Here is a 19996-nt window from a genome sequence, read left to right as displayed (position 1 = left end):
GATGATTCCTGGCTGTGGTGGTTCACTCAGCGGCGGAACGGGTGCTGGCCGGGCTGGATCCGGAGCAGCGGTCCGCGGTGACCGCACCGGCCGGCCCGGTCTGCATCCTGGCCGGCGCCGGCACCGGCAAGACCCGCGCGGTGACCTCGCGGATCGCGCACCGCGCGCTCGGCGGTGACATCTCGGCCCGGCACGTGCTGGCGGTCACCTTCACCGCCCGCGCCGCCGCCGAGATGAGGGCCCGGCTCACCGCGCTGGGCGTCGCCGGCGTGCAGGCGCGGACATTCCACGCGGCGGCGCTGCGGCAGGTCCGCTACTTCGCGCCCCGGCTGCTGGAGGGGCGGGCGATGCCGGAGCTGCTGGACAGCAAGGTCCGGGTGGTCACGCTGGCCGCCGCCAAGGTCGGCCTGCGGGCCGACCGCGCCGCCGCCCGGGACCTGGCCGGCGAGATCGAGTGGGCCAAGTCCTCGCTGGTCGAGCCGGGGGAGTACGTGGTGGCCGCGGCCAAGGCGCTGCGCGACACCCCGTACGAACCGGCGCGGGTGGCCGAGGTCTTCGCCGCGTACGAGAAGCTCAAGCGCGGCAACGGCGTGATCGACTTCGAGGACATGCTGCGCGCCGCGGTCTGGGGGATCGAGGAGCACGCCGACGTCGCCGAGCAGGTGCGCGGCCAGTACCGGCACTTCGTCGTCGACGAGTACCAGGACGTCAACCCGCTCCAGCAGCGGCTGCTGGAGGCGTGGCTGGGCGGCCGGGACGATCTCACCGTGGTCGGTGACGCCAGCCAGACGATCTACTCGTTCACCGGGGCGACCTCGTCGTACCTGGTCGACTTCCCGCGCCGGTACCGGGGCGCCACCGTGGTCCGGCTGGTCCGCGACTACCGCTCCACGCCCCAGGTGGTCGGGCTGGCCAACGCGGTGATCTCGCAGGCCCGGGGCGCCGAGGCGCGGCTGCGGCTGGAACTGCACGGGCAGCGCCCGCCCGGCCCGGAACCGGAGCTGCGGATCTTCACCGACGAGCCGGCCGAGGCGACCGCGGTGGCGGCCCGCTGCCGGGCGCTGGTCGGCGGCGGCACCCCGGCCCGGGAGATCGCGGTGCTGTTCCGCACCAACGCGCAGTCCGAGGCGTACGAGAAGGCGCTCACCGAGGCCGAGGTGCCGTACGTGGTGCAGGGGGCGGAGCGCTTCTTCGAGCGGCCCGAGGTGCGCCAGGCGATGATCGCGCTGCGCGCCGCCACCCGGTCCATCCCGGGGGAGACCCCGCTGCCGGCCGCCGTGGTGGAAGGGCTCGCCGCGGTCGGCTGGACGCCGGACGCGCCCCCGGCCGGCGGCGCGGCCCGGGAACGCTGGGAGGCGCTCGCCGCGCTGGTCCAGCTCGCCGAGGAGTACGCCGCCACCCCCGAGGTGGTGCCGATCGGCGAGGCGGCCGCGATCGAGCGGCCGGTGACCCTGGGCGACTTCAACGACGAGCTGGCCCGGCGGGCCGCCCAGCAGCACGTACCGACCGTGGAGGGGGTGACCCTGGCCTCGCTGCACTCCGCGAAGGGCCTGGAGTGGGACGCGGTCTTCCTGGTCGGGCTGGCCGAGGGCACCCTGCCCACCACGTACGCGAAGACCCCCGAGCAGGTCGAGGAGGAGCGGCGGCTGCTCTACGTGGGGATCACGCGGGCCCGGGAGTGGCTCTGGCTGTCGTACGCGGCGGCCCGCTCGCCCGGTGGTCGGGCCCGGCGGCCCTCGCGCTTCCTGCCGCAGCTCGACCGCTCTGGCGGCACCGAGCGGGCCGGCGCGGGCCCGGCCCGGCGCGGCCCCGAGCAGCGGCGGCGGACCCAGGTGGTGTCCTGCCGGATCTGCGGGGCCACCCTGCTCGCCGGCGCGGACCGGAAGCTGGGGCGCTGCCCGACCTGCCCCTCCGACCTCGACGAGGGGCTGTTCGCCCGGCTGCACGAGTGGCGGCAGCGGGTGGCGGGGGCGCAGAAGGTGCCGGCGTACGTGGTGTTCACCGACGCCACGCTCACCGCGCTGGCCGAGCGGCGGCCCGGCCGCACCGAGGAGCTGATCGCGATCGCCGGGATCGGTCCCCGCAAACTGGGACTTTACGGGGATACCGTGCTGGCCCTGGTGGCCGGCGCGGAGGTGGACGAGGTCTGCCCGCAGAAAAGTTTCGAAATCTAGCCGTAAATCGTTTGCCCTCGTCCGGCGGCGAGGAATAGCCTCAGGACACACCTCGCGAGCGGCGCCATTCTGGCTGCTCACGGGGGACGAGTCCATGGTCGGCACGAGGAAAGTCAGGGAGGTGGCATCAATGGAGACCTACATCTACGAGCGTCCGGCGGCGATGCCAGCTGCCTGCGCTCCGCTGTCGGCTGTTCGGGTGGCCCTGGCCGCTCGACCGTCGGCTCCGCAGGTGCACCAGGTCCGGATTCAGGCCGAGCTGAACCTGACCGTTGCGCCGCTCACCGGAGTCGAGGGGACCAGTGGCTTCACGGGCATGGGCATCGATGGCGCCAAGAAGCGCACGGATGTCCGCGGCGTTCCACCTCGAGGTAGACCGGTCTGACAACAGACCACCGGCTCACCTCGAGGCCGCGGAACCCGTACACCGGGATCCGCGGCCTTAGTTTTTTGCACCGCACGTAGTGCCGAGTACGTCGGAATGCGATCCACGAGATCGAAGTGAGAGAGAGGTGACCGGGAGATGAGTCTGGCGTTGGCCCCGCTCGACGTGAGCGTCGAGGTGGAGGCGAACCTGCCCTGCCGGAAGTTCGACCCCGACCTGTGGTTCTCCGACTCGCCCACCGAGCTCGAGCTGGCCAAGTCGCTCTGCGGGGACTGCCCGCTGCGCGTCGAGTGCCTGGCCGGGGCGGTGGAGCGGGCCGAGCCCTGGGGCGTCTGGGGCGGCGAGATCTTCGAGCGTGGCGCGGTCGTCCCGCGCAAGCGGCCCCGGGGCCGTCCGCGCAAGGAGGACCTCGCCCGCGACGCCCAGCTCCGGGTCGAGGCCGAGGCGCGACTGGCGGCCAGTGGGCTGTCCGAGTCGCGCAGCGCGGTCCGGCTGGCAGCCTGACAACCCCCGTTCCAACCCGACCGTCCGTGCCGGTGTCCCTCCACCGGCCGCCAGAGAAGAGAAGTCACATGCTGTACCTGCCGAACGGAACCGAGATGCAACTACTCCACGAAGCGTTGTCCCGGGCGCGAATGCGCCGGCCTCAGGCCGGCACCACCACGCGCACTGAGGCAACCCGTTCCGCCCGTACCGTCGCCATGACCAGCCGGAGCCAGTCGGCGCGCGACCTGGGCGTTCTCTAGATCCCTACCCAGTACGACGGGGGCGGCGGCCGGATGGCCGCCGCCCCCGCGGCATGTCGTGTCCCGGCGCTCAGCCCACCGGGGCGAAGCCGGGCAGCCAGCGCTCCAGGATCGCCCGGTACGGCGCCTTCGCCTCCAACTGGCAGAGCACCCCGATCGAACCCAGCGTCACCCGGTGGATCATCAGGTACGACGGGGGCAGGTTGAGCTGGCGGCTGAGCTGGAAGGCGGGCGACCGGGGGCTGGCCAGCCGGGCCGCCTCCCCGCGCAGCCAGGCGCGGGTGAACCGGAACTCCTCCTCGGCCACCGGGGTCAGCATCGGCTGGAGATAGTCCAGCAGGGCCTGCGCGTCGATCGTCTCGTTCCGGCCGACGAAGCCCTCCTCGCGCAGCCCTTCGACCACCCCGTCCGCGTCGCCGCGGATCGCCAGCCCGGCGATCCGGCCGATCGGCTCCGGGGTGCCCTCCGGCATCCGCGCCACCGCGCCGAAGTCGATCACGCCGAGTCGCCCGTCGGGCAGCAGCCGGAAGTTGCCCGGGTGCGGGTCGGCGTGCAGCAGCCCGGCCCGCATCGGCGCGGAGAGGTGCAGCTCCGCCATCAGCCGCCCGGCCTCGTCACGCTGCTCCTCGGTGCCCTCCCGGATGATCTCCGACAGCGGCGTCCCCTCGATCCATTCGGTGATCAGCACCCGCGGCGAGGCGTCCAGCACCTCCGGGATGTAGATGTCCGGGTCGTCGACGTACGCGGCGGCGAAGGCGCGCTGCGACTCGGCCTCCAGCTCGTAGTCCAGCTCCTCGGTGATCCGTTCGCGCAGCTCCACCAGGAGGGGCTTCACGTCCAGGCCCGGCTGGATGGCGCGGAACATCCCACCGAGTCGGGAGAGCTGCTTCAGGTCGGCGAGCAGGGCGTCCCCGGCGCCCGGGTACTGGATCTTCACGGCCACGTCCCGGTGGAGCGGGCCGCCGTTCGGGCCGTACCCGGGGTCGCGCCAGACCGCGCGGTGCACCTGACCGATGCTGGCGGCGGCGGCCGGGGTGTCGTCGAACTCGACGAACCGGTCCCGCCAGTCCGGCCCGAGCTGCTCGGCGAGCACCTTGTGCACGGTCGCCGCCGGCAGCGGCGGGGCCGCCTCCTGGAGCTTGGTGAGCGCCTGCCGGTAGGGGGCGGCGATCTCGTCCGGCAGCGCCGCCTCGAAGACCGACAGTGCCTGGCCGAACTTCATCGCCCCGCCCTTGAGCTGCCCGAGCACGCTGAACAGCTGCTCGGCGGTGCGCTGCTGGATCTCGGCGGAGATGACGTCGGACGCGAGGCCGGTGACCCGCTTGCCCATGCCGAGAACGGTCCGACCGGCGAAGCCGAGCGGCAGAGCGGCGAGCTTGGCGGTCCGGGACACGGCCCGGCGCGGGATGTCGGTCACTCGGCCATTGTTACCGACTCGGGGCCCCCGCTGCTGCGGTCGAGCCGGAGCGGGTGCGGCGACCGGCGGATCGGGCGACGCCCGGAGCACCCGCAGGACGGATGCGGGGCCCAGGGGCGACGGCGGAACCGACCCGCCCGGGTGACCTCCACCGCGCAGCCGAGGGTCTCCGGGGTGCCGCCGTCGAGGTGGGCGAGCACCTCGGCCACCGCGTACGCCGCCGCCGCGAGCCGGGTGGTGGCGGCGCAGGCCCGCTCGGCGTGGTCGACCGCGAGCTGGGCGGCGAGCCGGGGCCAGTCCGGGTCCCGGTCGACCCGGTGCAGGTCGAGGCAGTTCAGGCAGGGGCCGACCGGGGGCCGGACCAGCGGGCCGACCACCGGCACCCCGCCGCGCAGGTCGACCAGGAGGTGCGGTTGGCGGCGCTGGGCGTACCCGGCGGCCAGCAGCGCGGCGGGCCGGTCCGACCCGAGCTGGACCACCAGCTCGATCCGGCCCCGCCGGGGCGGCGCGGTGGCGGTGTCCGGTGCGCACCGGCGCAGCGCGTCCCGGACCGCGACGGCCCGTGGCCGGCCCACGTCGGCGGCGGTCAGGCCGGTGCCGACCAGGTCGGCCGGACGCACCGGGCCGGCCAGGTCGGGGAGGACGTGCCCGACGCCGGCCTGGGCCAGCCCGACCGCGATCGTCGCGCCGAGCGGCCCGGCGCCGGTGACCCGGATCCGGGCGGCGCGGCGGCGGCGGACGACCTGCGCGGGTGTCGCGGGAGGCGCGGGCACGGCCAGGGCGAGCGCGTCGGCCTCATCGGCGAGCCGGGCCCGGGCCGGACCGACCAGGTCGCGGGGGAGCAGGCTGTGCGCGGGTACGACGAGACCGGCGGCCCGGAGCGTGTCGAGCAGCGCGCGGGCCTCGTCGGGGGCCACCCGGTCGGTGGCCGCGTGGGCGAGGACGGCCCGTTCGCTGCGGGTGCCGTCGAGCAGGTCGAGCAGCCGGGTGGCCCGGGGGTTGGCGACCTCCAGCAGGACCGCGCGGCCGGGCGCCAGGCCGAGTTGCAGGGTGTGCCGGTCCCGCCAGAGGCGGGTCAGGCCGGGCAGCAGGGTGGGGCGGGGGAGCGGCGTCGGGTGGCTCATGCCACGAATCGTGACCGTGTCCCCGCTCTGCGTGGATCGTTGTCCACAGGTGCGCCCGCCCCTGTCCAGGGTTGTCCACAGGACGGAGCGGGGTTGTCCACAACCGGTCGGTAACCGGAGTCGTGCAGCCGACAGTCGGCTGCCGGCGCGCCGCGGGGAGCGGGGCGGCCGGTGGCCGCCCCGCTCCCCGCCGGACCCGTACGGGTCAGACCTTGGCCTTGCCGAGAATGCGGTTCACTGTTGTGCCGCAGACCGGGCACTTGCCCTTGGCCATGTTCATGCCGGTCTTCGAGACCTCCACGTGCCCCTCGAAGTCCCGCTTCTCCTTGCACTTGACGCAGTAACCGTTGTAGGTCTGGGCCTGGTCGGCCACGGTAGCCCTCCTCGTCTCGTCCACCGGACATGTCGTCCCGGCGGTTTCCCTGCGGCGGGCCGTGCGGGGCACCGGCGCCGGGGGGTTGTCGGCGGCCACGCGTGTGACCGCTGGTTGGCGGACCCTACCCAGGTCTGGGCGGTTCCATGTCAGCTGTGCGTCGACTCTGTGAGCTAGTCGACGTCGAGAGTGTGCATGCCGAGTTAGGTCGGATAAGTCAGTTTGGCGGGGACACGCCGGGTGAATGCGCTCAGATACCCCTTCGGGTGCCCCCCGCGGCACCGGCCATCCGTAGATCACTTAACGTGTGCGGGGGCCGCCAGGTGACGGCCCCGGGCCCTCACCAGGTCCACCGCAAAGAAATTTTTCAGGACTCCTGACGACCAACCACCATTTTCCGGGCGCGTGTCGTCGTGTTGACTCTTGCGGACCCCTGGTCAGTACGCATTAGCTTTCCCTCGTGACAGTCATCCGAGGCTGCGCGGACCAGTGATGGCCGCGACGCGGAAGCCGGTCGTCGAGGTACGGCGCAGCCAGCGCCGGCGACGCACGGTGTCCGCGTACCGCGACGGTGAGCGGGTCGTGGTGCTCATCCCGGACCAGTTCTCCCGCGCCGAGGAGAGCGAGTGGGTCGACCGGATGCTGGCCCGGCTGGCCGCCCGGGAGGGCCGGCTCGCCCGCTCCGACGCGGAGCTGCTCGCCCGGGCCACCCGGCTGATCAACCTCTACCTGCCCGAGCACGGCACCGTGGCCGCCCCGGCCAGCGTCCGCTGGGTGACCAACCAGAACGGCCGCTGGGGCTCCTGCACCCCGGCCGACCGGACCATCCGGATCTCGCACCGGATCCAGGACATGCCCGAGTGGGTGGTCGACTACGTGCTCCTGCACGAGCTGGCCCACCTCATCGTGCCCAGCCACAACGCCTCGTTCTGGGCCCTGGTCGGGCGCTACCCGAAGACCGAGCGGGCCCGCGGCTACCTGGAGGGGGTCGCCGCCGCCTCCGGCGTACCGCTGACCGACTGAGTCGCGCCGTCCGGGACCCGTTCTCCCGGAACTGCCGCCCTGCCGCGTCCCGAGAGGACACCTGCGGGGATCTTGGGGGCGGGTCGACCGGCGGTGCGGGTTAGGGTCGGGCATGGCCCGACGTGTGGTGGTGGCGTTGCTCGGACCGGTGGCCTGGACCCCGCCGGGAGTCGACCCGACCCGGTGGCGCTCCGCGCTCGCCGAGGACGTCGTCGACCTGCTGGCCACGCTCCAGGAGACGGAGACCGCGGTGGCGGTGACCCCCGCCGACCGCTGGCTCGCCGACGCCGTGGTCTGGCCCGGCACCACCGTGCTGGAGGTGCCCGAACCGACCGTCGACGCCGTCTTCGCCGCCCTCACGCTCCCCACGCCCGGTCCCGTCGGTCAGGACGGGTCGGTGGTCGGTCCCGGGTCGGGTGGGTACGACCAGGCGGCAGTGCTGGTCGCCGACGCGCCGGACCTGCCCGGGATGATCATCGGCAAGCTGCTCCGGCCGTTGACCAGCCGGCCCGTGGCCCTCGCCCCGGTGGAGGGCGCCGGCGCCGGCCTGCTCGGCGTGGCCGCGCGGCTGCCCGTACCGGAGTGGCTGCCGGCGCTGGACCTGGACACGGCTGCGGCGGCCGACGTCCGGCGGGCCGCTCCCGAGCCGGGGGACGTGGCGGTCACCGCCGGCTGGCGCCGGCTGCGCGGCCCGGCGGACCTGAGCACCCTCGACCCGGCCGTCGAGGGCTGGGAGGCCACCCGCGCCCTGCTCTCCGCCCACCCCCACTGACCCCACCCCACGCGCCCGCGCGCCCCGCCACACGGCAAGATCCGCACAACTTCCGCGAAACTGTGGCCTCCGGGTGGGTGGGAGGCCACAGTTTCCGTGCAGTTGCGCGGATCTCGGCGGAGGACAGCGCGGGTCAGGACCTCTTGTCGTCGTCCTCGCCCGGGGTCGGCTCCTCCGGGGCGCCGGGGGCGGTGAAGTCGAAGGTGGCCAGCTCGTCGTCGAGGTCGCTGCCGGTGGCGGCGAACGCCTCCGGATGGGCGAAGTCGTCGTCCGAGGGGAGCAGGTCGGGGTGGCCCCAGACCGCGTCCCGGCCGGCGATCCCGCGCTGCTCGGTCAGCGCCGCCCAGAGCACGGTCGCCTCGCGCAGCCGCCGGGGTCGCAGCTCCAGGCCGACCAGGGCGGCGAAGGTCTGCTCGGCCGGCCCACCGGCGGCCCGACGGCGGCGGAACGCCTCGCTGAGGCGTACCACGTTGGGCAGGCGGTCCGCCGCGGTCTCGTCGACCACGTGGCACACCCAGCCCTCGACCAGGGCGAGCACCGTCTCCAGCCGGGCCAGCGAGGCCTTCTGCGCCGGGGTGTCCTCCGGGGTGAAGATGCCCTCCAGCGCGATCGCCTGCATCGACTCCGGGTCGGTCGGGTCGACCCGCCCCATCGCCTCCTCAATCGCCTCCCGGTTGACCCGGATGCCCGCCGCGTAGTTCTCCACCGCGGTGAGCACGTGCCCGCGCAGCCACGGCACGTGCTGGAAGAGCCGCTGGTGGGCGGCCTCGCGCAGGGCCACGTAGAGGCGGACCTCGTCCTCGGGCAGCTCCAGGCCCTCGCCGTACACCTTGATGTTGGCCGGGACGAGCGCGGCGGTGCCGGCCGGGCCGAGCGGCAGGCCGATGTCACCGGCGGAGAGCACCTCGGCGGCGAGCGAGCCGAGCGCCTGGCCGAGCTGGCCGCCGAAGAGCGCCCCGCCCAGCGTGGCGACCATCGACTGCATCGGGCCGAGCTGGGCCCGGGCCTCCGGCGGCACCAGGTCGCCCATCGCGCCCACCATCCGGCTGGCCACCGGGTCGCAGAGCTTGCGCCAGACGTCGAGGGTCTTGTAGATCCACTCGTTGCGATTCCAGGCGACCGACGTCCGGATCCCGGAGGGCCACGAGGTGGCCGGCTCCAGCCAGAGGTCGGCGATGCGCAGCGCCTCCTCCACCGTGTTGCGGTCGAAGGGCGAGACCGCCGGGTCGCCGTTGGCGGCCAGCTGGCTCGCGGCCACCTGCCGGGCGAGGTCCCAGTTGACCGGTCCGCTGCCCGGCGCCGAGAGCAGGTGCTGCAGCTGCGACATGAACTGCTGCATCTGCGCGGGATCGTTGGGGTCTGGTGGTTGCCCACCCGGGAGCGCGAAGCCGAACGGAATATCAGGCACGACGTCTACGGTACGCGCGCCCCGCCGCAGGTAGCGCCCACCGGCGTTGCGCTGAGGGCGAAGTCCGGCGGTCACCGCGCCGGACCGGCGCGCCCGGATCGGTACGCTCTGGCGCATGAGACGTCGCGGCGTGACCGTACTCCTGGGCGCAGTGCTCACCGCGCTGCTCAGCGTCGGGGTGCTGAGCGTGCCCCTCCCGTACGTGGTGCTCGGTCCCGGTCCGACGGTGAACACCCTGGGCTCCGCCGACGGCAAGGAGATCATCCAGGTCAGCGGGCGGGCGACGTCCACCTCCGCCGGCCAGCTGCGGCTCACCACGGTCGGCGTGCAGCCCACCGTGCGGCTGCGTTCGGCGCTGGCCGGCTGGTTCTCCCGGGACGAGGCGGTGGTGCCGCGCGAGCTGGTCTACCCGCCGGGCGAGTCGCAGGAGGAGGTCGAGCAGCGCAACGCCGAGGACTTCCAGAACTCGCAGACCAGCGCCGAGACCGCCGCCCTGCGCGAGCTGGGCTACCCGATCCAGGTGCTGGTGAAGGCGGTCACCGCGGGCGGGCCGTCGGCCGCGGCGCTCAAGCCGAACGACGTGCTCACCTCGGTCGACGGCACCCCGGTGACCAGCGCGTCCAAGCTCACCGAGCTGATCCGGGCCAAGCCGGCGGGCACCGCGTTGACGATCGGGTACACCCGGAACGGCACCCCGGCCACGACCACGGTGACCAGCCGTGAGCAGGACGGCCGGCCGCGCATCGGCATCGAGATCGACCAGCAGCAGCCGCACCCGTTCACCCTGAAGATCGACCTCGGGGACATCGGCGGGCCGAGCGCCGGCCTGATGTTCGCCCTCGGCATCGTGGACAAGCTGGAGCTGGCCGACCTGACCGGCGGCAAGGTGGTCGCGGGCACCGGCACGATCGACGACGAGGGCCGGGTCGGCCCGATCGGCGGCATCGCGCAGAAGCTGGTCGGCGCGAAGGAGGCCGGCGCGAAGGTCTTCCTGGTGCCCGCCGACAACTGCGCCGAGGCGGTCGCCAACCCGCAGCCCGGCCTGCCGTTGCTGAAGGTCGGGTCGCTGGACGACGCGCTGAAGGCGCTGGAGACGCTGCGCGCGGGCGGGCAGCCGACCCGCTGCTGACGCACGCCTCGGCCGTGGCGGCCGGCGGGCACGATCGTGACGTGACCTTGACCCGACGTGTTCAGGAAGACCCCGTACTCTGGGTCCCTGATCGGAGCCGATCACATCGAGCGTGCGGAGCCAACAGTGGTCATGCGTAGCAGCCCCCTGCCGAGGATGAGCCGGCGCGGACGCGTCACCATCGGGGTCCTGATCGGGGTGTTCGTGCTCTTCACCCTGCTCGGGTGGGGGGTCAACGCGTGGACCGACTGGCTCTGGTTCGACGAGGTCCGCTACACCGAGGTCTTCACCGGCGTGCTCACCACCCGCCTGCTGCTCTTCCTCCTGGTCGGCCTCGGCATGGCGGCGATCGTCGGGGTCAACCTCTGGCTGGCGTACCGGCTGCGGCCCCGGTTGCGGCCGCACTCCCCGGAGCAGGCCACCCTGGAGCGCTACCGGATGCTGCTGACCCCGCGGCTCGGCACCTGGATCGCCCTGGCGGCGACCCTCGTCGGGCTGTTCGCCGGGCTCTCCGCGCAGGGCCGGTGGAGCCAGTGGCTGCTGTTCCGCAACGGCGGCAGCTTCGGCGTCAAGGACCCCGAGTTCGGGGTCGACGTCGGGTTCTACGTGTTCCAGCTGCCGTTCTGGCGCTACCTGCTCGGGGTCGGCTTCACCGCGGTGGTGCTCGCGCTGCTCGGCGCGCTCGCCGTGCACTACATCTACGGCGGGGTGCGGCTGCAGGGCGTCGGTGACCGGATGAGCAACGCCGCCCGCGCCCACCTGAGCAGCCTCGTCGCCGTCTTCGTCCTGCTCAAGGCCATCGCGTACGTGCTCGACCGGCGGGCCATGCTGCTGGAGTACAACGAGGGCGCGAAGCTCTACGGGGCCGGGTACGCCGACGTCAACGCGCTGCTGCCGGCCAAGGAGATCCTGGCGTACATCTCGGTGGTGGTCGCGATCGCGATCATCGTCTTCTCCAACGCGGTGATGCGGAACCTGGTCTGGCCGGGCATCTCGCTGGCGCTGCTCGGCGTCTCGGCGGTGGCCATCGGCGGCATCTACCCGTGGGCGGTGCAGACCTTCGAGGTCAAGCCGAGCGCCCGGGACAAGGAGGCGCCGTACATCGAGCGGAGCATCGAGGCGACCCGTGCCGCGTTCGGGCTCGGCGGGACGAAGACCGCCGGCTATCCGGCGAGCAACCTCACCCCACCGGCGTCGCTGGCCACCGACACCTCGGTGGTGCAGAACGTCCGGCTGCTCGACCCGCAACTGGTCTCCGAGACGTACACCCAGCTCCAGCAGGTGCGCGGCTTCTACGACTTCGGTCCGAAGCTGGACATCGACCGGTACACCGTGGGCGGCAAGACCGGCGACTACGTGGTCGGGGCGCGCGAGATCAACTACGGCGAGCTGCCGAACAACAACTGGATCAACCGGCACACCGTCTACACCCACGGGTACGGCCTGGTCGCGGCCCCGGCCAACCAGGTCTGCAACGGCCTGCCGTACTTCGTCTCGGGCTTCCTCGGCGACGCCGGCAAGGAGGCGCAGGGCTGCGCCTCGCCGACCGACCAGATCCCGGCCCAGCAGCCCCGGATCTACTACGGCGAGCGGATGGAGGCCGACGACTACGCGATCGTCGGGCAGCGCGGCGACCGCAACGTGGAGTTCGACCGGCCCACCTCGACCGGCGGCGAGCAGTACTACACCTACACCGGCGAGGGTGGCGTCAAGATCGGTTCGTTCGGCCGGCGGCTGCTCTACGCGCTCAAGGAGCAGGAGTCGAACTTCCTGCTCTCCGAGGCGGTGAACGACAACTCGAAGCTGCTCTACGTCCGCAACCCGCGGGACCGGGTGGAGAAGGTCGCGCCGTTCCTCACCGTCGACGGCGACCCGTACCCGGCCATGGTCAACGGCCGGATCCAGTGGATCATCGACGGCTACACCACGGCGGCGACCTATCCGTACGCCGAGCGGGTCAACCTCCAGGCCGAGACGGCCGACGAGCTGACCGGTCGGGGCACCTTCCAGCTCGCCCGGGAGAACGTCAACTACATCCGCAACTCGGTGAAGGCGACCGTCGACGCGTACGACGGCACGGTCCGGCTCTACGCGTTCGACGAGACCGACCCGGTGCTCAAGGCGTGGAACAAGGCGTTCGGCGGTGACCTGGTGCAGCCGAAGGCGGACATCCCGCCGGAGCTGGCCGCGCACTTCCGCTACCCGGCCGACCTGTTCAAGGTGCAGCGCAACCTGCTCACCCGGTTCCACGTGACCGATCCCGGCGACTTCTACTCCGGGCAGGACTTCTGGCAGGTGCCCAACGTGCCGGACGCGCCGGACAGCGGGACCAAGCAGCCGCCGTACTACCTCTACACGCAGTTCCCCGGGCAGACCGAGGGACCGCGTTTCCAGCTCACCGCGGCGGTCACCCCGAACGGCCGGCAGAACCTGGCCGCGCTGATCTCCGGCTCGTACGTGGCCGGGCAGCCCCGGCTGGAGGTGCTGGAGCTGCCGGACCAGACCCGGACCGCCGGCCCGGTGCAGGTGCACCAGCAGATGACCAACACCAATTCGGACATCCGGCAGCAGCTGAACCTGCTCTCCTCCGGCAACCAGGCCCAGGTGCAGTACGGCAACCTGCTCTCCCTGCCGTTCGGCGACGGGATGCTCTACGTCGAACCGGTCTACGTGAAGAGCAACACCGAGAAGGCGTTCCCGCAGCTGCAGAAGGTGCTGCTCTCGTACGGCGACGGCGGCTCGTACGTGGTGCTGGCCGACAACCTGGCCGCCGGCATCAAGCAGCTGGTCGAGCAGGGCAAGCGGGCCGGCAGCGGCACCGGCGCCCCGCCCCCGTCCGGTGGCACCAACCCGCCGCCGCCGAGTGGTGGCACCACGCCGCCGGTGCTCACCGGCGAGCTGGCCCAGGCCGCCGACCGGGTGCAGGCCGCGATCGAAGAGGTCAAGGCCGCGCAGGTGTCCGGCGACTTCGAGCGGTACGGGCGGGCGTTGAAGGCGCTGAACGAGGCGATGACGGCGTTCCAGGAGGCCCAGGCGGCGGCCCGGCCCTCGGCGGCCCCGTCGCCCACCGGCAGCCCCACCGCGTCGCCGCCGGTCTCGCCGTCGCCCTCCCCGAACGGCTGACCCCGACCCCGAACACACCGGCCGTGGCCCGGAACCCGTAGCGGTTCCGGGCCACGGCCGTTCCGTGGGCCTGCTCGACGGGACCGCACCCGGGGCGGGCCACGGCCGTTCCGTGGGCGGGACCGCGCCTGCCCCCGGGTGCCGGATCGGGCGGGTGGCGGGCGGTGAAAGCGCCGATGGTGGGCCGTTTTGCGCCGCCCGGGGTCCGTAGGCTACGGTTAACGAGCCGACGCGGGGTGGAGCAGCTCGGTAGCTCGCTGGGCTCATAACCCAGAGGTCGCAGGTTCAAATCCTGTCCCCGCTACTCATGAGGAAAGGCCCCGGAGTTCACTCCGGGGCCTTTCTCGTACCCCGCCGCGCCGTGCCCGGCCTCCACCGCCGCGATCTTGCACTTGTTGCCCCGGCGAAACGGGCATGACGGGCGTCGAGCGGGCAGTAACTGCAAGATCGCGGGGCGCGACGGGCGTGTCGCGGTCCACGGGTGCGGACTCGGGTTGGGGACCCGGCTGATCTCCACCGCGGGGATGCGATAGGCTGTAGAAGCCGACGCGGGGTGGAGCAGCTCGGTAGCTCGCTGGGCTCATAACCCAGAGGTCGCAGGTTCAAATCCTGTCCCCGCTACTCGTCACGAAAGGCCCCGGAGTTCACTCCGGGGCCTTTCGCCTTTCCGGCCCCACCGGCGACTGTGCGGAAGGGCTGCGCGGCCCCGCCGGGCCCCGGTGCGCAGACAGGTCGACGGCTGCGGCCGGCTCCGCCGAGAAGGGCTGGCCCAGGCGGTCCCGGACACCCGTCGGGTCGTCGTCCTGCCGTTGTTGCGCGTCTCGGCGAGGATGGGGTCATGTCTGCTTCGAACAGGTGGTGGGGCCGGCTCGGCGCGGTCCTCGGTGCGGTGGTGCTCTCGGTGTTCGTACCGGTCGCGGCGTGGGCCTCCACGGGCACCGGCGAGCTGGTGGTGGAGGCCGCCCGGCGGCGGTCCCGGGGCGGCGGCGGATTCCTCGGGCTGCTCTGCTGCCTCGTGGTGGTCGTGGTGATCGTGCTGCTCGTCCTGCGGCTGATGCGCAACCGGCGCGGCGGCCCGCCGCGCTGACCCGGCGGTCGTCGGCGGCGCGCCACCGACGGGACGTCACGGATGTCACCGGCACGCGCGGGCATCCGTGACGTTCCCCCGTCCGGCCACGCCGAGATGGAGCCTGCGGCCGGGCGTCCGGTCAGGCGGCCAGGGCGGCGTTCGCCTGGGCCATGAACTTCGACGTCGCGGACCGGGCGCCGGCCTGCTTCGACCGGATGCTCTCGGCGGCGGCGATCAACAGGGCGCGTACCCGGGCGTGGCCCCTGGGCGGGGGAGCGGGTGCCGGCCCCATCAGGTCGGCGAGGCCGGCGCCGAGTGCGACGAGCTCCTTCCCGGGCCGGTCGGTGACGGCGTCGGTGACGAACCGGCGGACCGACAGGCTGGGGTTCAGCCCGCGCTCGATGCCGAGGATCCGGCCGGCCGCCACGTTGTTGGTCAGAAAGTTGATCACTTCGGCGACCAGGGCGGGCCGGCGGGTGCCCCGGAAGCCGGCCCAGTACATCGACGCCCGGGGCCACTGGGCGGCGGGCGTGCCCGGCAGGGCGATCATGGCCAGTTCCTCGTCGGTTTCGCGCTGGAGCTCCGCGAACTGGTGCGACCAGGCGAAGGAGGCGGCGGTGTGCCCGGTGACCACCAGCTGGCGGGCCGGCTCGCCGGTGTCCGCCAGTTCGATCAGGCTGGCGCTCGGGGTGGCCCCGTCGAACCGGGCCACTTCCCAGAACTCGAACCAGTCGAGCAGTTCGGCGGAGCTGAAACCGAGCTGCCGGCCCTGGTAGAACTCGCTGCCCTGGGCGCGCAGCCAGAGCCACAGCGCCCGGTAGTCGCCGGACGGGTCCATGGTGCCGGCGACCCGCCGGCCGGAGGCCCGGGTCACCCGGACGGCCCACCGCGTGTAGTCCCGCCACGACATGCCGGCCTGCGGCTCCGGTACGCGCAGGCGGCGCAGCAGGTCCCGGTTGTAGACCAGCGCGACGTTGGTCTGCGCCGCCGGGACCGCCACGGTCCGCTCGTCGACCTGCCCGTACCGGGCCAGGGGCTGCGGCAGGCCGCGCAGGTCCAGCCGGTTGTCGGTGACGTACGGGCTGAGGTCGAGCAGGATCTCGCGCTGGGCGTACTCGGTGAGCAGGGTGTCGTCGATCTGGAACAGGTCGGGCACGTTGCCGCCGGTGGCCTGGGTCGCCAGCCGGTCGTAGTAGCCGCCGAGGCTCTGCCAGGTGACCTTGAAGCGCACCCGGGGGTTCTGCTGGGAGTAGAGGCGCAGCGCCTTCTCGGTGGCGTCGGCGCGCCGGTTGCCGCCCCACCAGAAGACCGACAGGTCGAGCGGCTCGTCTGGCGTCCGGATCTCCTCCTCCGGCCCGCAGCCGGCCAGCCCGCCGCCGAGCAGCGGCAGCCCGGTCAGTGCCCCGAGCAGCCGCCGCCGGTCGACGCCGGGGCGGGGGGCGGGCTGCGGTGCGCGCACGGGCGGTCTCCTGGGGACGCGGGCGGCTGCGGCGGACGGACCATTTACACAGGCGGTGGGGCGGGGTGTCAACGCCGGCGCCGTCCGGGCGACCCGGGTACCGGTTGGGAAGATCAGGTGCTGCGGCGCGTACCCGGCCGGACACGGGCCGGAACGCACCGTCGGCCGGGCCCGTTCGCGCGGAGTGGGACGTCCGGTGGCCGTCCCGGAAGGCCCGCCGGCGCGTGGTGTACTAGGCGCCGTGGAACTTCTGCACTCGGGCAAGGTCCGGGACGTCTATGCCGACGGTGACGACCTGATCCTGGTCGCGTCGGACCGGATCTCGATCTACGACGTGGCGCTGCCCACCCCGATCCCGGACAAGGGCCGACTGCTCACCGCGCTGTCGCTGTGGTGGTTCGAGCAGCTCGCCGACCTGGTGCCGAACCACGTCATCTCGGCCACCGACGTCCCGGCCGAGTTCGCCGGCCGGGCGATCCGCTGCCGCCGGCTGGACATGGTGCCGGTGGAGTGCGTGGCCCGCGGCTACCTGACCGGCGGCGGCCTCACCGAGTACCGGCGCACCGGTGCTGTCTCCGGCGTGGAGCTGCCCCGGGGCCTGGTCGAGGCGTCGATCCTGCCCGAGCCGATCTTCACCCCGTCCACCAAGGCGCCCAAGGGCGAGCACGACGAGCCCATCACGTACGCGCAGGTCGTCGACAAGGTCGGCGCGGAGACCGCCGAGCGGCTCCGGCAGATCACCATCGACGTCTACCGGCGCGGCGCGGAGATCGCCGCCGACCGGGGCATCCTGGTCGCCGACACGAAGATCGAGCTGGGCTGGGCGCCGGACGGCACCCTGGTCCTCGCCGACGAGGTGCTCACCTCCGACTCGTCCCGGTTCTGGCCGGCCGAGTCGTACCAGCCGGGTCGGGCGCAGTTCTCCTACGACAAGCAGTACGTGCGGGACTGGGCCACCGGCAGCGGCTGGGACAAGCAGCCGCCCGCCCCGGAGGTGCCGGCCGAGGTGGTCGAGGCGACCCGCGCCCGGTACGTCGAGGTCTACGAGAAGCTCACCGGCAACCGCTGGGACTGACCCGCCGGGGCGTGCAGCGGATCGACCCACCCGTGGACTTTGGACGGGTGGAGGTGCCATGCAGCCGACGTTCGAGGAGTTCGTGACCGCCCGTGGGGGAACCCTGCTGCGGTTCGCGTTGATGCTCACCGGTGACCGGCACCAGGCCGAGGATCTCGTCCAGTCCGTGCTGGCCAAGGCGTACGTCCGCTGGGCGCGGGTGGCCGCGATGGCCCAGCCCGAGGCGTACCTCAAGCAGGTGCTGGTCAACGAGAACCTGCGCTGGTGGCGGCGGCGCTCGTCGCGCGAGACGCCGGTCGCCGAGCCGGCCGACGGCCCGGCCGGGTCGGACGGCCCGGGGGCGTACGCGGCACGTGAGGCGGCCTGGGCCCTGCTGGGCCGGCTGCCCCGCCGACAGCGGGCGGTGCTGGTCCTGCGCTACTACGAGGACCTGGCGGACACGCAGATCGCCGAGATCCTCGGCTGCACCCCGGGCACCGTGCGTTCGCAGGCGGCCCGGGCCCTCGCCACGCTCCGGGCCGTGGTGCCCACGATGGATCGGGAGGCGCTGCCGTGAGCCGCTACGACGTGGAGGATCTGGTCCGGGACGCGTTCCAGGGCCACGGGTCCGAGATGGACGCCAGCCAGCGCGGGCTGGTCGACGCGGTCTGGACCCGGGTGCGGCGGCGACGCCGCCAGGCCCGCACGGTGGCCCTCGGGGCGACCGCCACCGCCGTGCTCACCGCCGCCGGGCTGGTGCCGGTGCTCACCCGGGACCACCCGCCCGGCCCGGCGCAGGTCGCCGAGCGCCGGGCGGCCGAGGACCGGGCGGCGACCGCCGACTGGCGCTGGGAGAGCGCGCTGGGCGCGGAGATCCGGGTGCCGGACTCGTGGGGGGTCAACGACTACGGCTGCCTGATGACCGACAAGCCGAGCGTGGTGCGGGCCGGCGGCGGTTCGCGCTTCGCGTGTCTGACGCCGGAGGCTGCCACCAAGGAGGTGGCCTTCCTGAGCACCCGTGCCGAACACCACCAACTCCCGGTCGCGCTGCCCGGTCGCCCGGTGACCGTGGACGGCGAACCGGCCGTCCGGACCGAGGGGCGGCTGCCGGACGGCCGCTGGGCGGGTTCCGTGGCGGTGGACTCCCGGCAGGTGGCGCTGACCGTCCGCACGCTCGACCGGGACACCACGAGGCGGATCCTGGACAGCTTCCGGCTGGTCGAGATCGACCACGCCGGCTGTGCCACCCGCCGCCCGACGCTCGGGCCGGTGTCGGAGACCGAGCGGGCTCCGGCCGCTCGTGGTTCCTTCGTCTCGGCCGCTCCCACCTCGATCGGCATCTGCCGGTATCCGCAGTGGGAGCACACCGTTCCGGGCGAGGACCGGCTACTGGGCGGGGTGCGGCTGACCGGTGTCGAGGCGACGGGGCTCGCGGCCGCGCTCAACGCGGCGCGGCCGGGCGGGAACGTCACCCACCGGGGGGTCAGTTGTGTCCGGCCGGACCCGGGGCAGTACGACGCGCTGCTGCTCGTCACCGGCCCGGACGGCAAGGTGACCCGGGTGCGGTTGCGGTCCAGCGGCTGCGCCGAGATCGGGCTCGACGACGGGGCACGTCGGGTGCAGCTCACCATCACGCTGCTCAACCAGATCATGCGGCCCTTGCACGACGGTTACGGCGTCAGCACCGACGTCGACATACCGCGCTAGAGACGCGAGTGCCGCCGTGCGGTCGGGCGGGACTGTGGCCCCCCGCGGCCGTTCGCGACCGGGAGCCACGCCGAGATGCAACCAAAGGTTGCGTGTGACCACCTGGGCCGGGTAGCGTGATGCGCAACCGATGGTTGCGAAAGGTGGACGTGATGGAGTACGGCACGATCGAACGCGAGATCCACATCGATGCGACACCCGAGGTGGTCTTCGACGTGGTGAGCAGCCCGGAGCACCTGCGCGAGTGGTGGCCGGACGAAGCGGAGTACCCGGCCGTGCCCGGTGGCGCGGGACGGATCTGCTTCGGGGACTGCGCACAGGGCGGCACCTGGGTCCAGTTCCAGGTCGTCGACGCCGTGCCGGGGCGGCTCTTCTCCTTCCGGTGGACCCACGCCGAGGGGGAGGTCGCCGCCCCGGGCAACTCGTTCCTGGTCGTCTTCGAGCTGGAGCCGACCGGTGGCGGCACCCTGCTGCGGATGACCGAGAGCGGGTTCCGCGAGCGCGGCTGGGACGAGGCCAAGGTCGCCGCCGAGTACGCCGACCACGTCAACGGCTGGGACCACTTCCTGCCGCAACTGCCGGCGTACGCGGCGAAGGTCGGAGCGGCCGCGTGAGCGTGCCGGTGGACGACGACCTCTGGTCGGCGGTGGGCGACCCCACCCGACGCCGGATGCTCGACCTGCTGCTCAGCGCCGGCAGCGGGACGGCGACCAGCCTGAGCGAGCGGCTGCCGGTGACCCGCCAGGCGGTGGCGAAGCACCTTCTCGTCCTCGACCGGGCCGGGCTGGTACGGGCCACCGCCGCCGGGCGGGAGAAGCAGTTCCTGGTGGACGAGGAACAGCTCGCCCGCGCCGTCGCCCAGTTGGCCGAGGTGGGCGCCGCCTGGGACTCCCGGCTGCGGCGCATCAAGCGGATCGCGGAGACGATCCAGCGGGGCAGGGACACCGGCGTCGACGACAGCGGACAGCAGCGGTAGCGGGGCTCGGACACCGGCACCGAGCGCGGCGGGTGGGGGCCTCCGGCCGAAGGGGGC

At 73.2% G+C, this 19996-nt stretch carries 18 protein-coding genes and 2 tRNA genes; 15 read left to right on the top strand and 5 right to left on the bottom strand.

Annotated elements, in window-relative coordinates; genetic code table 11:
• The first annotated feature begins 14 nt into the window (after positions 1–14).
• The 3 genes from GA0070611_RS17930 to GA0070611_RS17920 all read left to right on the top strand — a co-directional run bounded on the left by GA0070611_RS17930 (position 15) and on the right by GA0070611_RS17920 (position 3063).
• Positions 15–2174, top strand: coding sequence for an ATP-dependent DNA helicase UvrD2 (locus GA0070611_RS17930; protein WP_091665723.1), 2160 nt, complete (start codon positions 15–17; stop codon positions 2172–2174).
• 130 nt (positions 2175–2304) lie between these two features.
• Complete coding sequence (locus GA0070611_RS17925; RefSeq protein WP_091665720.1) at positions 2305–2559, top strand: hypothetical protein; 255 nt, start codon at positions 2305–2307, stop codon at positions 2557–2559.
• 138 nt (positions 2560–2697) lie between these two features.
• On the top strand, positions 2698–3063 hold the full coding sequence (locus GA0070611_RS17920) for a WhiB family transcriptional regulator (protein WP_091068617.1): 366 nt from the start codon (positions 2698–2700) through the stop codon (positions 3061–3063).
• A 312-nt stretch (positions 3064–3375) separates the two neighbouring features.
• On the opposite strand, the gene GA0070611_RS17915 is transcribed toward GA0070611_RS17920, so the two are convergent.
• The 3 genes from GA0070611_RS17915 to GA0070611_RS31345 form a co-directional block, all read right to left on the bottom strand.
• Positions 3376–4722 carry an ABC1 kinase family protein gene (locus tag GA0070611_RS17915; protein ID WP_091665717.1) on the bottom strand — a complete coding sequence of 449 codons (1347 nt, stop codon included), beginning with the start codon at positions 4720–4722 and terminating at the stop codon, positions 3376–3378.
• Positions 4719–5846 carry a TOMM precursor leader peptide-binding protein gene (locus GA0070611_RS17910; protein WP_091665715.1) on the bottom strand — a complete coding sequence of 376 codons (1128 nt, stop codon included), beginning with the start codon at positions 5844–5846 and terminating at the stop codon, positions 4719–4721. The genes GA0070611_RS17915 and GA0070611_RS17910 overlap by 4 nt, the downstream gene beginning before the upstream one ends.
• A gap of 205 nt (positions 5847–6051) precedes the next feature.
• On the bottom strand, positions 6052–6219 hold the full coding sequence (locus GA0070611_RS31345; RefSeq protein WP_007464795.1) for a DUF5679 domain-containing protein: 168 nt from the start codon (positions 6217–6219) through the stop codon (positions 6052–6054).
• 492 nt (positions 6220–6711) lie between these two features.
• On the opposite strand from GA0070611_RS31345, the gene GA0070611_RS17900 reads away from it, so the two are divergent.
• The gene (locus GA0070611_RS17900) at positions 6712–7242 is read left to right on the top strand and encodes a M48 metallopeptidase family protein (protein WP_091665710.1); all 531 of its coding nucleotides are present in this window, start codon (positions 6712–6714) and stop codon (positions 7240–7242) included.
• Positions 7243–7354: 112 nt separating this feature from the next.
• The gene (locus tag GA0070611_RS17895) at positions 7355–8014 is read left to right on the top strand and encodes a hypothetical protein (protein WP_091665707.1); all 660 of its coding nucleotides are present in this window, start codon (positions 7355–7357) and stop codon (positions 8012–8014) included.
• A gap of 133 nt (positions 8015–8147) precedes the next feature.
• On the opposite strand, the gene GA0070611_RS17890 is transcribed toward GA0070611_RS17895, so the two are convergent.
• Complete coding sequence (locus GA0070611_RS17890; RefSeq protein ID WP_091665705.1) at positions 8148–9422, bottom strand: zinc-dependent metalloprotease; 1275 nt, start codon at positions 9420–9422, stop codon at positions 8148–8150.
• Between the two features lie 115 nt (positions 9423–9537).
• Here GA0070611_RS17890 and GA0070611_RS17885 point away from each other — a divergent pair, with 115 nt between their 5' ends.
• The 5 genes from GA0070611_RS17885 to GA0070611_RS17865 all read left to right on the top strand — a co-directional run bounded on the left by GA0070611_RS17885 (position 9538) and on the right by GA0070611_RS17865 (position 14761).
• The gene (locus GA0070611_RS17885; RefSeq protein WP_167604442.1) at positions 9538–10551 is read left to right on the top strand and encodes a YlbL family protein; all 1014 of its coding nucleotides are present in this window, start codon (positions 9538–9540) and stop codon (positions 10549–10551) included.
• A gap of 132 nt (positions 10552–10683) precedes the next feature.
• On the top strand, positions 10684–13674 hold the full coding sequence (locus tag GA0070611_RS17880) for a UPF0182 family membrane protein (RefSeq protein ID WP_197675734.1): 2991 nt from the start codon (positions 10684–10686) through the stop codon (positions 13672–13674).
• A gap of 230 nt (positions 13675–13904) precedes the next feature.
• Positions 13905–13978, top strand: a tRNA-Met gene (locus GA0070611_RS17875).
• A 243-nt stretch (positions 13979–14221) separates the two neighbouring features.
• Positions 14222–14295, top strand: a tRNA-Met gene (locus tag GA0070611_RS17870).
• 217 nt (positions 14296–14512) lie between these two features.
• On the top strand, positions 14513–14761 hold the full coding sequence (locus tag GA0070611_RS17865) for a hypothetical protein (protein ID WP_091665699.1): 249 nt from the start codon (positions 14513–14515) through the stop codon (positions 14759–14761).
• A 121-nt stretch (positions 14762–14882) separates the two neighbouring features.
• Here the strand turns inward: GA0070611_RS17865 and GA0070611_RS17860 are convergent, their stop codons facing one another.
• The gene (locus tag GA0070611_RS17860; RefSeq protein WP_091665697.1) at positions 14883–16202 is read right to left on the bottom strand and encodes an ABC transporter substrate-binding protein; all 1320 of its coding nucleotides are present in this window, start codon (positions 16200–16202) and stop codon (positions 14883–14885) included.
• Between the two features lie 241 nt (positions 16203–16443).
• On the opposite strand from GA0070611_RS17860, the gene GA0070611_RS17855 reads away from it, so the two are divergent.
• From GA0070611_RS17855 to GA0070611_RS17835, 5 genes are all read left to right on the top strand, one after another.
• Positions 16444–17277: a phosphoribosylaminoimidazolesuccinocarboxamide synthase gene (locus GA0070611_RS17855; RefSeq protein WP_091665695.1), complete on the top strand. Its 834-nt coding sequence runs from the start codon at positions 16444–16446 to the stop codon at positions 17275–17277.
• 58 nt (positions 17278–17335) lie between these two features.
• Complete coding sequence (locus GA0070611_RS17850; RefSeq protein WP_091665693.1) at positions 17336–17833, top strand: SigE family RNA polymerase sigma factor; 498 nt, start codon at positions 17336–17338, stop codon at positions 17831–17833.
• On the top strand, positions 17830–18963 hold the full coding sequence (locus tag GA0070611_RS17845; protein ID WP_091665690.1) for a hypothetical protein: 1134 nt from the start codon (positions 17830–17832) through the stop codon (positions 18961–18963). Before GA0070611_RS17850 ends, GA0070611_RS17845 begins: the two co-directional genes overlap by 4 nt.
• Positions 18964–19115: 152 nt before the next feature.
• A complete protein-coding gene (locus tag GA0070611_RS17840; RefSeq protein WP_091673105.1) occupies positions 19116–19577 on the top strand; it encodes an SRPBCC domain-containing protein in 462 nt (153 codons plus the stop codon).
• Positions 19574–19939, top strand: a complete 366-nt coding sequence (locus tag GA0070611_RS17835) for an ArsR/SmtB family transcription factor (RefSeq protein WP_091665688.1) — start codon at positions 19574–19576, stop codon at positions 19937–19939. Before GA0070611_RS17840 ends, GA0070611_RS17835 begins: the two co-directional genes overlap by 4 nt.
• Positions 19940–19996: the final 57 nt, after the last annotated feature.

This window comes from Micromonospora auratinigra, from assembly GCF_900089595.1.
Lineage (GTDB): Bacteria > Actinomycetota > Actinomycetes > Mycobacteriales > Micromonosporaceae > Micromonospora > Micromonospora auratinigra.
The sequence above is the reverse complement of the archived record's forward strand: the minus strand, read 5'-3'. Positions and strand labels throughout refer to the sequence as shown.

Excerpts from the sequence above, each read along its gene's own strand:
- GA0070611_RS17850 (WP_091665693.1), top strand. The coding sequence starts at position 17,336 with ATGCAGCCGACGTTCGAGGAGTTCGTGACCGCCCGTGGGGGAACCCTG.
- GA0070611_RS17895 (WP_091665707.1), top strand. The coding sequence starts at position 7,355 with ATGGCCCGACGTGTGGTGGTGGCGTTGCTCGGACCGGTGGCCTGGACC.
- GA0070611_RS17910 (WP_091665715.1), bottom strand. The coding sequence starts at position 5,846 with ATGAGCCACCCGACGCCGCTCCCCCGCCCCACCCTGCTGCCCGGCCTG.
- GA0070611_RS17865 (WP_091665699.1), top strand. The coding sequence starts at position 14,513 with ATGTCTGCTTCGAACAGGTGGTGGGGCCGGCTCGGCGCGGTCCTCGGT.
- GA0070611_RS17920 (WP_091068617.1), top strand. The coding sequence starts at position 2,698 with ATGAGTCTGGCGTTGGCCCCGCTCGACGTGAGCGTCGAGGTGGAGGCG.
- GA0070611_RS17925 (WP_091665720.1), top strand. The coding sequence starts at position 2,305 with ATGGAGACCTACATCTACGAGCGTCCGGCGGCGATGCCAGCTGCCTGC.
- GA0070611_RS17885 (WP_167604442.1), top strand. The coding sequence starts at position 9,538 with ATGAGACGTCGCGGCGTGACCGTACTCCTGGGCGCAGTGCTCACCGCG.
- GA0070611_RS17900 (WP_091665710.1), top strand. The coding sequence starts at position 6,712 with ATGGCCGCGACGCGGAAGCCGGTCGTCGAGGTACGGCGCAGCCAGCGC.
- GA0070611_RS17880 (WP_197675734.1), top strand. The coding sequence starts at position 10,684 with ATGCGTAGCAGCCCCCTGCCGAGGATGAGCCGGCGCGGACGCGTCACC.
- GA0070611_RS17840 (WP_091673105.1), top strand. The coding sequence starts at position 19,116 with ATGGAGTACGGCACGATCGAACGCGAGATCCACATCGATGCGACACCC.